This window comes from Micromonospora lupini (genome assembly GCF_026342015.1).
Lineage (GTDB): Bacteria > Actinomycetota > Actinomycetes > Mycobacteriales > Micromonosporaceae > Micromonospora > Micromonospora lupini_B.
The window spans coordinates 2,951,469-2,963,898 of record NZ_JAPENL010000001.1; the positions used below are offsets into that span (position 1 = coordinate 2,951,469).

A 12,430-nucleotide genomic window follows, 5' to 3' on the forward strand; every position below is an offset into this window, starting at 1 on the left:
GCACGTGGTGCAGCGGCTCGATCCGGTGTCAGTCTGCCTCGATGCCGGCGGCCCGCAGGATCTGTCGGACCCGTTCACGGCTGTAGCCGGTCCGCTTGACGAGATCCACCTGCCGGGCGCCGGCCCGGTGCTCCGCGACGATGGCACGGTGCAGCGCCGTACGGGCGCGCTCGACCCGGGCGCGGGCATCGGCCTTGATCTGGCGGGCGGCCTGCGCCGCTTGCTCTTCCGCCTGAGGTAGGGCCTCCTCGGCGGCCTTCAGTGCGCGCATAGCCCCATCGAGATCCACTTGGCCATCTTGGCCACCGACCGTCTAGGCCAATTACATTGGGGCTATCAATTGGCCAAACACGCGGGTTCCAATAGTTGGCCTAGAGGGATACTGTACGTATTTGGCACTGGTAGACGCGTCCCCCGGCTCGCGCTGCGAACGCTGACCGGAGGACTTGATCGCCCCAGGGAGGCGACCATGACCAAACTACCTTTCGCGCTGGTTGACTGCGGAGAGCCGGCGGCCGTCCGAATCGAGGTCTACAGCCACCTCAAGGCGGAGTCGTTGGACGGTGTGGCCTACGTCTGCTCCACCCATCCACAGACGGCGGTCGACGCCATCACGGCGGCCGGATTCACCACCGCCCTAACCCGGATGACACGAGACGTGCAACGGCGATGCGGGTTCGTGCACGTCTTCCCCACCGGGACGATGGCGGTGAACCACGAGCACCCCCGGTGGTGTGGCCGCGACGGGTGCGACCGACGCCGGGAACACCGGTCGCCGGTCGTGGACGTGGACATCGCCCGACACGAGGCGTCGATCATCGACGTGGCGTTGACGCAGTCGACACGTCCGGCGGCAGAACCCCTGGTGGTGCTCACCGCGACCGACGGCGCGGCGTCCGACCGGGTGGTGTTGTCCATCGGCCAGGCGCGCGTCCTGCGCTACCGTCTCGACGCTCTGATCGACACGGCCGAACGCGGACGTGCATAGGCCAGCGGCATCGGGTCCGCAGGCGTGGAATCCCGCTCCGCGTCCACCCGAACGGTAGGCGCGAAGCGGGATCGTCGGTTTACCAGGAGTCGCCGACCAGGAACACGGCGACCCAGCCGGCCGCTAGAACCCGCCCCAGGGCTTGGCCGAGCACTTCCAGGTCTTCCCGTCGTTGTGCGAGACGCAGACCACAAGGATCTTCCCGAGGATGGGAAGCCCGACGGTGAAGATGTGGATCCTCGTCTTCAGGTAGGGGACGCCCGACTTCTCGGCGACGTCGCCAAGCGCCCAGCCGGCGTCCGGGCCCTGGACGGTCGCCACCCGACGCAGCGACTCGACGTCCTTGCCGTCGAGGAGCATCTCGACCTCCTCGGCCGAGGGCTCGGCGTCGCCTGTCAACGTATCCACCGCGTACGGCCCTTCGGCGGCGACGCCGTTGGCCTTCTCGAAGGCGGCCTTCATCCCGCCCACGGTGGTGCCGCCGTCGAGATCCAGGGTGAGAGTCTGGTCGCCGCGACGCGACAGGACGCATTCCCAGAAGGACTTGCCCGAGGCCATGCACATGGTCAGGCACCACTCCCGGCCTTCCGGTGTGGACGAGGCGAAGAGCAGGGAGGACGTTGCGGTCCCACTGGCACCCCTGCCGTCGTACACGCCGTCGGCGAGGTCGGCCATTGTCGTGTCCAGGATGTCCCGGCCGCCGGACATCGTGCCCAGGACCTTGACGCCGTCGACCTCCTTGCCGGCGGCGAGCGCTTCGAGCTGGTCGCCGGTGAGGTTCCGCCCCCCGGTGTCGACGGCCAGCACCGTGTCCAGATCGCCGACGGGCCGGCCGGTCAGGTCCTCCAACTGTCGCAGCATGATCCCCGGAGCGCCGGGCTGGTCGGTGACAGTCGTGCGGGCCGTGTCGTCGGCGGCGTGCGACGGAGCGTACGAGGCCACCAGCGCGACGACGAGTGCCGCGGTGACGATTGTGACGCGCCTGGTGATGACCCGCAGAGCTGTCGGGGTCGTACGGGCTACCAGCGACATGTGACCACCACGCCCAGGCCGTTGGGAGAGGGTCCCCAGCCGCAGTGCCTGTCGATCCACTCACCGATCTCGCCGATCGTGTCCGCGACCCACGAGAGCGCCGCCTTGATCGCGCCCCAGAAGCTGAAGTAGACGACAGTGGTCTCGGGTGTGCCGCCGGCCTCGTCGATGATGTCCTTCGCCGACAGGGCGGCATCCGGCTTGTCGATGGTCTTCAGCACGCGTACGCCGGTGGTGTCCTTGCCGGCCAACAGCGCCTCGACCTGCTCCGGGGTCCGCTCCTTGCCGTCGTCGACCGCCACGATCGCGCGGTCGATCAGCACGTCGCCGCTGCCGGTGACGGCCTGGGCGATGGCGGCGATCTCGCCCATGGTGAGGTCGTTGCCGAGCGCGGGACCTGTGAACCGCCGGACCGAGACGGCGCCGGACGGATCGATCCAGATCTCGTCGGCCACGATCCTGTCGTCCGCCCCGAACGGGTCCCAGGCGAACGTCCACTGCCCGGCGACGCAGCGGAACCGGCCGTGCTCCCGACCCTCGGGTTCGGTCTCGGTGCGGACGATTCCGCCGCGCTCGTCGATGTACTGCACCACACAGTCGGTGCCCCTGGTCGGCGGCTTGTCGGACCGGGCCACGGCCGCGGAGGACGTGGCCAGCAGCATCCCGCCGACCATCCCCACCACCGCGAGGTTACGTGCCAAGCGACTCATCGAACACTCCGTTCCTAGCGAGCGAAACTGGTGCCCGAAGAGTGCCGGCCCGCGCTGAAACGGCCCGGAAAGCGTGCGGAAAGCCCGGCGCGTCAGGACAGTCGGGTGACGTCGAGCTGTTCGAGGTCGGCGCGGAGCGAGTCGGCGTCGGCGTCGCCGAGGTCGTCGAGGATGCTCAGGGCACGGCGCCACGCGGCACGGGCGGCACCCAGGTCGGCGAGCGCCCGGTGGCTGCCGCCCAGATTGACGTACGTGCTCGCCACCGCGTAGCGGTCGTGGACCTGCGCGAAGAGTTCGAGGGCGTGCTCGTAGCAGGTGATCGCCCGCCGGTCGTCGCCGAGCTGGTGATGGGCGTGGCCGAGGCTGTCCCACGTGTCGGCCTGTCCCTGCACGTCGTCCACCTCCTGCAACATCCGCAGCGCCTCACCGCACGCCTTGAGGGCACGGTCGTGGTTGCCGAGCAGCCCTTCCTGCCAACCGACCGCGTTGAGGGTGTACCCCTGCCCGGCCCGGTTTCCGGCGCTCCGGAACAGCGTCAGCGCCCGCCGGGAGTGGCCCAGCGCCTGGTGGTGCTGCCCCTGCCGCTCCGCGAGTTGACCGAGGTTGAGGCAGGTGTGTGCCCGCCCGGCGTCGTCGCCGACGTCGGTGAACAGGTCCAGCGCGCGCCGCAGGTGGTCGTCCGCCTCGTCGTACCGCCGGAGCCGGGAGCAGACGAGACCGAGGCTGCGGTGGGCGTGGCCCTGCCCGGCCCGGTCGCCGATGCGCGACGCGGCGGCGAGAGCGATCCGCTGCGTGCCGAGCCAGTCCTGCCAGTGCCCCTGCCGGTGCAGGAAACCGGCCATGGCCCAGGCGAGCCGCCAGGCGTGTCCCTCGAACCCGGACCGCGCCGCGAGCGGTACGGCGGCGAGCAGAACGGGGATCTCGGCGGTGAACCACGCCGTGGCGGCCGACTTGTTCCTCGGCTGCTCCGGCGTCACGTCGGCCCGCAGCGGCGGAAGGCTGATCTCGCTGAAGTGCGGGTGCAGCGCGAGGTCCGCGGCATGTGCGGCGCGCAGGCAGTGGTCGAGAAACCGGTGTACGGCGTCCTGCCGGTCGGCAGGCGGTTCCGTCTCGTCGGCGAGGCTTGCGGCGTACGCGCGCAGCAGGTCGTGGAACGCGTACCGCCGGTGGGTGTGCTCGGTGAGGAGGTTCGCCCGGGTCAGCTCGGTGAGCAGGGGCCCGATCGCCGCCGGGGTGACGCCGGCGAGGCTGGCCACGGCCGGGGCGGCGGCGTCCGGACCGGGATGCAGGCTCAGCAGCCGGAACAGCCGGGCCGCGGGCGGGCTGAGCGTGCGGCACGACCAGGAGAACACCGCCCGGACGTCGGTGGCCTCGTCGCCTCCGTGGAAGGCGTTCAGGTCACCCAGCTCACCGGCGACCGCGGCAAGCGAGAAGCGCCGATTGGTGGCGGCTCGGGCCGCGACGATGGCAAGCGCGAGGGGCAGCCGCGCGCAGCGGTCGGCGATGTCGTCGGCCGCGACGGGTTCGGCGGCGACCTGGTGTGCCCCGAGCCGGCGGACCAGCATGTCGCGGGCCTCGTCGGGGCTCAGCAGGTCGAGGATCACCGGTTGGGCGCTCTCGGTGACGACAAGCGGGGTGAGCTGGTCCCGGCTGGTGATGATCGCGAGGCAGTTGGGTGAGCCGGGCAGCAGCGGTCGGACCTGTTCGGCGTCGCGGGCGTTGTCCAACACCACAAGCAGACGCTTGCCGGCCACCGCCGTGCGGTACAGGCTCACCATCAGGTCCGGTTCGCTGGGCATCCGCGCCGCCGGGACCCCGAGCGCCTCCAGGAATCCGCGCAGCACCCGCGCCGGGTCGGTAGGTGTGGCCGCCGGGTCGAAGCCGCGCAGGTTGACGTAGAGCTGGCCGTCGCGGAAGCGCTCGGCCGCGCGGTGCGCCCAGTGCACGGCGAGCGCGGTCTTGCCGACGCCCGCGGTGCCGGACACAACGACGGCGCCGCCCCGGTCGACGAGCGCGTCGAGGGCGGCGAGTTCCGCGTCGCGCCCGGTGAACGTGGGTACGGGGGGAGGCAACTGCGCCGCCACCGCCACCGCCCGTGCCGTCGCAGCCGGTGCGGGCGCGGCGATGGCGGTGTCCTGGCGCAGGATGGCGCGCTCCAGATCCCGCAGCCGCGGACTGGGGTCGATGCCGAGGTTGTCCCGCAGGGCGTCGCGCAGCCGCCGGTACGTGGTGACCGCCTCGCCCTGCCGGCCGTCGCGGTACAGGGCGAGCATCAGCTGTGCGTGCAGGTGCTCGTCGAGGGGATGCTGCCGGACGAGCCGTTCCAACCCGGGGACGAGCCGCGCGTGCTCGCCCACCGACAGCCGGGCCTCGGCGAGCGCCCGTTCGGCCTCCAACCGCAGGCGTGCCAGGTGTTCCGCCTGCTCCTCGAGCCAGGCCGACCCGGCCACGTCGGCAAGCGGCGGCCCGCGCCACAGTGCCACCGCCTCGGTCAGGTGGGTCACCTGCTCCGTCCGGTCCGTCGCGCGGCGGGCCAGTTCCAGGAGGTGCTCGGCGACCTGGACGTCGGTGGACTCCGGCCCGGTGTTGAGCAGATAACCGGGCCGACGCGCCACGATCGATCCGGGCTCGCCGAGCACCCCACGCAGGTAGGAGACGTGGCGCTGGAGCGTGTTCTCCGCGGTGGCCGGCAGGCGCTCGCCCCAGACCACGTCGATCAGCCGGTCGACGCTCACGACCCGACCCACGTGCAGCGCCAACGTCGCCAGCACCGCCTTGCGGCGCAGCCCGTTCACCGCCTGCGGGCCGTCGGCGGCAACCACCTCCACCGGGCCGAGCAGCCGGACACGTACGCCCGCGCCACCCATCGACATCACCGGATCAGGCTAGTTCCGCAGCTCGCGGGCTCGACCTGTTCGTCGCGCAATGGACACGACGCCGGATCCGTCAGGTGTCGTCAGCCGGTGTACTTGCCGTTGCGGGTGTCGCCCTCCGCGCCGTCGTAGAGCACCTTGCGGTAGCGGTGCACCGAACCCTTCTTGACGGCCTGCCAGTGGGCGTACGCCACCTCGTAGTCGTGGTGCTTGTGGTAGGAGCCGCCCGACTTGTAATAGATCCTGTGCCGGGCGTACCCACCGCAGTTGGCGAGGTAGCTGTAGGAGTACATCTTCATCCCGCCGAAGTCCGACGAGTAGTACGTCTTCGTCGGGTGCCACACCGACGCCGGATTCGGGTAGCCGGGCAGCTCGGCCCAGTTGTACGAGTTCCAGTACAGGTCCCAGCAGGTCATCGTGGCGGTGGCCGACATCGCGCTCGACGTCGGCACGGCGAGGTTGTCGGCGACGACCAGGGACGCGACGATGGTCCGGTACGCCAGCTCCGGCGGGGTCGGCGTGCCGGCCGGCGGCTCCGACAGCAGCGCCCGCGGGACCGGCACCGACCGGGGCGTGAGTGTCAGGTACGCCGCCAACATGCTCTGCTTCTCGTCGTACGCCAGGGGCGCGTTGCGGCCCATCTCCCCGTCCTGGCGAAGACCCCAGTCGCCGGACTCCTCGTCGCGGGAGAACACCACACGCACACCGTTCAGGTAACCCAACCGCGCCACCTCGACGTCGCGGTCCACGGGTTCGTCGTCGTACACCCCCGGGCTCGACTGACCGGCGGCGCCGGCCGGCGCGGCACTCCACGCGGTCAGCGTCGGCAGGACGACCAGCACCGCGAGCAGCGCCCGTCCCGACAGCACTCTTGCCATCACCACTCCTCATCCGATCGATCACGAGACGCCGACCCGGACGGTCCGCGCCTCTGCGTGCCTTTCCGGGGACATCCTTCGAGGCGGGGTTCAGAGCGGCGTCAAGGTGGCGTCAAATACGCCGGGATTCGGTGTCGTAACGGCGACGTTGGAGTACGCGTAGCCGTCGGCACGCCGCCAATTGAGGGATGGACCAGCTTCGACGTGCGGGCAGCCGGTGAACGCGATGGCGGATCAGGGGGTGAGCCAGCGGCGCACCCTCGTGGTCGCCGCGGCGGGATACGGCAAGACCTCGGCCGTACGCGGCTGGCTGGGCGACCGACCGGCGCGCTGGTGTGCCGGCCCGGACGTGGCGTCGCTGGCGACCGCAGGTCCGGAGTGGCTGGTCATGCTTGGCGACCGGTTCGCGCGGGACCTGCCCGTCGACGAGCCGGGCTGGCTCGTCCTGGACGACGTGCCGCGACTTCCCCGTCGCCTGCTGACGGCACTGCTGGACACCCTGCAACGGCTTCCCCCGCAGCTCAGGATCGTGCTGGTGACCCGCCACCCGCCCACGCTCTCCCGTCGGCAGGCGGGGCTGTTCGTCGAGCGCGGCCCGACGGATCTCCGACTCTCGCCCGATGCGGTGGCGTCCGTCCTCGCCGCCGGCCGCGGGACGACCGACCCGGCACTCGCGAGCCGGGTCCACGCCGCGACCGGTGGCTGGCCGGCGCTTGTCACCCTGGCCGGGCGGTCGGCCACGGCCGACCGGGCCGACCCGACCGAGCCGGGCACACCACTGGAGTCCTACCTGGTGCGGGAGGTGTTCGCGGAGCTGCCACCCGAGGCCCACCGGCTGCTGCGGGACGCGGCGCACCTCGACCCGCTCCACCCCGAGCTGTGCCGCCTCCTCGGGCACCGCCACGGCGGCCACTGGCTCGACCACCTGGCCCGCGCCGGCCTTCTCGTCGCCACCGCGGCGGGCGGGCACGCGTACCGGATGGTGCCTGTCGTCGCCGACGTCGCCCGCCGCCGTCTCCCGTTGGTCCCGGCCGCGCAGCGACGCCTGCACGCGAAAGCGGCAGCGTGGTACGCCGAGCGCGGGTTCCTCGTTCCGGCCCTCGCGTCGTACGGCACATCCGGTGTCGTCGCGGCGACGGCGCGGATTCTCACCGACCACGGCGCGGAGCTGCTCGCCTCGGGCGACTCCGAGGCCGTCGTCGACGCCTTCCAGTCCCTGCCCGAGTACGCCCGGACCGACGGCCCGCGGCTGCTCTACGGGGAGGCGCTACAGATGCGCGGCGACGTCGACGCGGCGCTCGCCGTGTACGCCGCGCTCGCCGATCGTCCGGAACCCCTCGACGCCGGGCTCGCCTGGCGGTACGGCCTCGCGCACTACCTGCGCGGCGAGCCGCAGGCCGCCCTTGACGTCCTGGAGCGCGGCGGGCTCGACCCGCACCCGTCCACCGACAACGTCCGGCTGCTCGCCTGGACCGCCGCGGCGCAGTGGACGATCGGCGACGCCCAGGCGTGCCGGCACAACGCGGAACGTGCCCTCGCGGCAGCGACTGCTGTCGGCGGCGACGCGGCGCTCGCCGCCGCGCACACCGCGCTCGCCCTGGACGCCAAGCTGCGCGGGGATCGACCGGCGGCCGACGAGCACCACGAGAGGGCGCTGCGGGCCGCCGAGGCGGCGCGCGACACAGTTCAGGTGGTCCGCATCCGCGCCAACCGCGCGTCCGCCCTGGTCGGCGAGGGTCGATATCCGGACGCCCTGGCCGAGGTGCGCCCCGCGGTGGAGCTGGCCGAGGCCAACGGGCACGCCGCGATGCTGGCGCTGGCGCTCTGCAACGAGGGCGCGGCCCACTTCCACCTCGGTCAGCTCGCCGAGGCCACCGCCTGTTACGAACGTGCCGTGCCGCTGCTGCAGCGCATGGGATCCCGCAAGGTGGCGTACCCCCTGGTGGGGATCGGCGACGTCCACGCGCTGCGGGGCCGGACCAACCTGGCCCGCGCGGCGTACGAGGAGGCGCTGCGCGCCAGCGAACCCGTCAACGACCACCAGATCCAGGTGCCGGCTCTCGCCGGACTGGCCCGCGTGCTCGCCTCCGAGGACGGCCCCGCGGCGTTCGCCCTGGCACAACGCGCGGTCGAGCGGGAACGCGGCCCCGACTCGGCGACCGCCCGACTCGCGCTCGGCTGGGTGGCGCTGCAGATCGGCGACCGTCGGCGGGCCGCCGAGGTGGCGCTGCTGGCGTCCACAGCCGCCCGGCTGCACCGCGACCGTGCGGCGCTCGCCGAGGCGTTGGAGCTTCGCGGTGCCGCCGCCGTCGACTCCGACGACACCCGTCGCGCCTGGCGGGAGGCGGCGGCGACCCTGCGCGACATCGGGTCGGCAGTCGCCGCGGACCGACTCGCGGTGCTGCTCAGCCTGCTGCCCGGGGCGGATCCTCAGGAGCGCGTCGACGCCCGGCTGGCCGCCGAGCGGCTGACCGCTGCCGGTGTGCCGCAGCCGACGCCGCACCGACAGGGCCCGCGCTGCGTCACCCAGGTCGCCGTCCGCACCCTCGGCCGCTTCGAGGTGTTCGTGGACGGCTCGCAGGTGCTGGCCGCGGCGTGGCAGTCACGCAAGGCACGGGACCTGCTCCGGATCCTCGCCGCCCGGCGTGGTCGCGCGGTGCCCCGCGAACAGCTCGGCGAGATGCTCTGGCCCGCCCAGGACCCGGGCCGGGTCAGCCACCGGCTGTCGGTGGCCCTGTCCACCCTGCGCGGCGTCCTCGATCCGGACCGCCGTACGCCTACGGACCACTTCGTCATCGCCGCGCACCCGAGTCTCGCGCTCGACATCGGCCACGTCGAGCTGGACGTCGAGGAGTTCCTCGCCGAATCGGCACACGGCCTCCGGTTGGCCGAGCACGGTGCGACCGGGGACGCGCGCGCCACGCTCCTGCTCGCCGAAGAGCGCTACCGGGGCGACTTCCTGGAGGACGAGCCGTACGACGACTGGTCCCGACCTACCCGCGAGGAGGCACGACGGGTCTACCTGCGGGTGGTACGCACCCTCGCGTCGCTGGCGCTCGGCGCCCAGGAGATCGACGAGACAGTCCGGCACCTCGGACGCGCTCTGGAGCTGGAGCCGTACGACGAGGGCGTACACGGCGAGTTCGTCCGGACACTGGCTGCCGCGGGCCGGCACGGCGAGGCCGCGCAGGCGTACCGACGCTATGTGGAGGCGATGGCCGCCATCGGCGTGCCGCCGCGGGCGCGGGGCGCACTGTGCGATGCCGACCGTGCGTGACGTCGTTCGTCATCGACCCGGCTCGCTCGGTGCCGACACGCCCGTCCCCCGCAGGGTGTCGTAGGGATGGCAGCCGTACGCCTCGCGATACGCCTGCGCGAACCGCCCGGGATGGGTCCAGCCCCAGCGGCGGGCCGTCTCCGCCACGGTCTGGCCCGGCTTGGCGTGTTGCAGGTCCCAGTGCGCCTGGCGTAATCGGACGGCACGCAGGAACGCCATGGGCGTCTGGCCGTGGTGACGCTGGAACGCCGCCTGTAACGCGCGTTGGCTGACCTCGCAGGCTTCCGCTATCCGGCCGACGGTCATCGGCGCCGCGGCATGTGCCTCGATGTACTCGGCGGCCCGGCGCACGATCGCCCGGCCGACACCCGCCTGGCCGGGCAGGTAGTTGATGGTCATTGTGGTGTTCGGGAACACCGCGACGGCTGTGGTCGCCACCAGGTCCACCAGGCCCGCCCGGGCCAGCGGACTGGCGACCACAGCGCTGACGGCGAGTTGTCGCCGGGCGAACGCCGTCACCGACTGCCAGAGCAGAGCGAGCGCCGGGGAGAGCGGCGCCATCGTGGTGAACTGGAAGTTCGCGGCGGGCAGGCCGGTTCGGATCGACGCCGCCGCCGCGATCCGTTGCATCGGCAGCCGGACGACGACGGAGGCCAGATCGTCGACGAGGTGGATCGCGTCCACGTCCGGATACCTTCCTGTCGTGCCGGGGCCGAGGCGCAGTTCCTCGTCGTCGGTGCGGACCGCGTACCGGCCGTGCGTCACGCTCACGGTGGCGAACTCGGGATAGGGCAACGACTCCGTGCGGCTGCGCATCGTGTACCGAGTCTCACCGATCTCCACATCGTCGGCGCGCAACGTGACTCGTCGGTAGCGGAACCGGGCAGATGGACCGGAGATCCGAGTCCGGTGTTCTCCGAACCTGAGTGCGATCAGATGGTGCGCACGTTCTGGGTCATCGGTCTCGACAATGTCTCGGGTAACAGGCTCCTGCCCGTCAGGGTTCCCCGTCCACGGCATGAGCAGTCACCTCCGTCGGACCGTCACTCCGGCCCGATCTGATTGAACGTGCCACGGGGTGGTTCGCAACGGCCTGTCGACTACTTCCGGGGCATCGGTGCCGGCATCCACCCTCGATGCGACACGCCGCGCCGGTGACCCGAGCCGGTTCCCGTACGTGGCTGGCCGATTCGCGAACGACGGGTCGCGGGATGGTTTTCCGCCAGGTAACAATCGAAGTCGTCCAGTTGTCTCCCCTGGCTGCTCCGAGGCGGTCTACGGGGATGAGTGGAATGACTGTGACAATGTGGTGACGCGTTTCTGTCCCCGAAACTGTCGGCTTCTCGACTCCTCACCAGGCGCGGTGCGGTCCGTACACCGCACCTAGCCTCTGCCTGACCGAGCCATTCACCCTGGCCCGGCCCAGTCGGCCGGTCGGCCGGGGTTACGCGACGATGCGACCCCGGTCGGCCGGTCTTGCGCCCATCGGAACGACGGGCGCGAGCAACCCGTCGATCATGCTCGGGGAGGAACCCATGGGGCGCTTCGAGGCGGTGGTGGCCACGGTCACCGCCGGGATGCCGCAGGAACGGCCCAACGTGGAGGTGCCGAAGTGAACGCCGACACGTCGACCGTGTACCGGGTCCGGGGCAACCGGGTCGCCTGGCGTGCGGCCGGCGACGAGACCGTGCTGCTCGACATCCGGCAGTCCGTCTACCTGGCGCTGGACCGCTCGGCCGCGATGCTGTGGCCGCACCTGATGGCCGGAGCGACCGCAACCGAGCTGGCCGAGGTGCTGACCCGACAGGGGCCGGTCGAGCTGGAGCGGGCCGTCGCCGACGTCCACGCGTTCCTCGCCGAGCTGGAGGCCATCGACCTGATCGAACATCTGTGACGCGCGGGCCGCACCGGTCCCGCCGGCCTGATCAGCGCAGCCAGCCCGGCGGGACCGGATGCCGCAGGATCTCGGCCAACCCGTGCCGGTGCGGGTCCGGGTCGCCGTCGAGCCAGGCGTGGGCGTGAAAGCCGGCAGCCGGGGCGCTGACCCCGATGACCACGGTCCGCGACACCCCTCGCTCGGCGAACCAGCGCTGCCGCACCAGCGCGCTCTCCAGACAGTTGCCGCCGCTGCCGCTCAGCGCCCGGCGGACAAGCGTGTCGGTGCCGCCGGACGGGGGCGCGGCGAGGCGCACCGCGCCCAGCCCACCCCGGGCGAGTTGGCGACGCACTCGCCGACAGGCAAGCATCGTCCACGCCACCAGGGCCAGGCCCCGCGGTCCGTGCCCACGGATCAGCCGGGCCAGGGCGCCCAGGCGGGACGAGCGTGACATCCGACCTACCTTTCCGGGTGTGGCGCGGCGCGGTGGGCCGTGGCCCGCGCCACGGGGCCAGGACCGCCGACCAGGCATCCCGCCGAAGTGGACTTACGCGTGGAAACTCAGACCTCCTCGGACTACCACGCGCGCCCCGCTCTGGCCCCTTTCAGTGGCCCCGGGCGACGCAATCTGGCCCGTCGCGTGCGGCTTGTGGACAGAACACGCCCGATTCCGCTGCGACCGTCGGTGGCCATGCCGGCACACGAGGCCACATCGGCTGAGCCGCGCCTTCGTTGAAGACAGGGCGCTGGGCGACCTCGGTTACCGCCTCGCGCCCTGCTCCCGGCCGGCGCGGAG

Annotated in this window: 10 protein-coding genes; 3 read left to right on the forward strand and 7 right to left on the reverse strand. The window is 72.0% G+C overall.

All coding sequences use genetic code 11. The annotated features are described in order from the left end of the window. Positions 1-28: 28 nt before the first annotated feature. Positions 29-289 (reverse strand): hypothetical protein, encoded by a 261-nt coding sequence (locus OOJ91_RS13470; protein ID WP_266244922.1) that lies wholly within the window; start codon positions 287-289, stop codon positions 29-31. A gap of 180 nt (positions 290-469) precedes the next feature. Between OOJ91_RS13470 and OOJ91_RS13475 the strand changes: the two genes are divergently transcribed. Next, positions 470-988 (forward strand): hypothetical protein, encoded by a 519-nt coding sequence (locus OOJ91_RS13475; RefSeq protein WP_266244923.1) that lies wholly within the window; start codon positions 470-472, stop codon positions 986-988. 123 nt (positions 989-1,111) lie between these two features. Here OOJ91_RS13475 and OOJ91_RS13480 read toward each other — a convergent pair whose 3' ends face one another. The 4 genes from OOJ91_RS13480 to OOJ91_RS13495 form a co-directional block, all read right to left on the reverse strand. Next, complete coding sequence (locus OOJ91_RS13480; RefSeq protein WP_266244924.1) at positions 1,112-2,020, reverse strand: hypothetical protein; 909 nt, start codon at positions 2,018-2,020, stop codon at positions 1,112-1,114. Next, the gene (locus OOJ91_RS13485; RefSeq protein ID WP_266244925.1) at positions 2,008-2,730 is read right to left on the reverse strand and encodes a hypothetical protein; all 723 of its coding nucleotides are present in this window, start codon (positions 2,728-2,730) and stop codon (positions 2,008-2,010) included. The genes OOJ91_RS13480 and OOJ91_RS13485 overlap by 13 nt, the downstream gene beginning before the upstream one ends. A gap of 92 nt (positions 2,731-2,822) precedes the next feature. Continuing rightward, complete coding sequence (locus OOJ91_RS13490; RefSeq protein WP_266245393.1) at positions 2,823-5,603, reverse strand: AfsR/SARP family transcriptional regulator; 2,781 nt, start codon at positions 5,601-5,603, stop codon at positions 2,823-2,825. An 83-nt stretch (positions 5,604-5,686) separates the two neighbouring features. Then, complete coding sequence (locus OOJ91_RS13495; RefSeq protein ID WP_266244926.1) at positions 5,687-6,481, reverse strand: hypothetical protein; 795 nt, start codon at positions 6,479-6,481, stop codon at positions 5,687-5,689. Between the two features lie 226 nt (positions 6,482-6,707). Between OOJ91_RS13495 and OOJ91_RS13500 the strand changes: the two genes are divergently transcribed. After that, on the forward strand, positions 6,708-9,758 hold the full coding sequence (locus OOJ91_RS13500) for a BTAD domain-containing putative transcriptional regulator (protein ID WP_266244927.1): 3,051 nt from the start codon (positions 6,708-6,710) through the stop codon (positions 9,756-9,758). A gap of 9 nt (positions 9,759-9,767) precedes the next feature. On the opposite strand, the gene OOJ91_RS13505 is transcribed toward OOJ91_RS13500, so the two are convergent. Next, entirely contained in the window at positions 9,768-10,574 is an 807-nt protein-coding gene (locus tag OOJ91_RS13505) for a helix-turn-helix transcriptional regulator (protein ID WP_266244928.1), read from the reverse strand. Positions 10,575-11,370: 796 nt separating this feature from the next. Here OOJ91_RS13505 and OOJ91_RS13510 point away from each other — a divergent pair. Further along, the gene (locus OOJ91_RS13510) at positions 11,371-11,652 is read left to right on the forward strand and encodes a PqqD family protein (RefSeq protein WP_266244929.1); all 282 of its coding nucleotides are present in this window, start codon (positions 11,371-11,373) and stop codon (positions 11,650-11,652) included. Positions 11,653-11,683: 31 nt separating this feature from the next. Here OOJ91_RS13510 and OOJ91_RS13515 read toward each other — a convergent pair whose 3' ends face one another. Continuing rightward, entirely contained in the window at positions 11,684-12,088 is a 405-nt protein-coding gene (locus OOJ91_RS13515) for a lasso peptide biosynthesis protein (protein WP_266244930.1), read from the reverse strand. Positions 12,089-12,430: the final 342 nt, after the last annotated feature.

Excerpts from the sequence above, each read along its gene's own strand:
- OOJ91_RS13485 (WP_266244925.1), bottom strand. The coding sequence starts at position 2,730 with ATGAGTCGCTTGGCACGTAACCTCGCGGTGGTGGGGATGGTCGGCGGG.
- OOJ91_RS13495 (WP_266244926.1), bottom strand. The coding sequence starts at position 6,481 with ATGGCAAGAGTGCTGTCGGGACGGGCGCTGCTCGCGGTGCTGGTCGTC.
- OOJ91_RS13480 (WP_266244924.1), bottom strand. The coding sequence starts at position 2,020 with ATGTCGCTGGTAGCCCGTACGACCCCGACAGCTCTGCGGGTCATCACC.
- OOJ91_RS13505 (WP_266244928.1), bottom strand. The coding sequence starts at position 10,574 with ATGCGCAGCCGCACGGAGTCGTTGCCCTATCCCGAGTTCGCCACCGTG.
- OOJ91_RS13475 (WP_266244923.1), top strand. The coding sequence starts at position 470 with ATGACCAAACTACCTTTCGCGCTGGTTGACTGCGGAGAGCCGGCGGCC.
- OOJ91_RS13515 (WP_266244930.1), bottom strand. The coding sequence starts at position 12,088 with ATGTCACGCTCGTCCCGCCTGGGCGCCCTGGCCCGGCTGATCCGTGGG.
- OOJ91_RS13490 (WP_266245393.1), bottom strand. The coding sequence starts at position 5,603 with ATGTCGATGGGTGGCGCGGGCGTACGTGTCCGGCTGCTCGGCCCGGTG.
- OOJ91_RS13500 (WP_266244927.1), top strand. The coding sequence starts at position 6,708 with ATGGCGGATCAGGGGGTGAGCCAGCGGCGCACCCTCGTGGTCGCCGCG.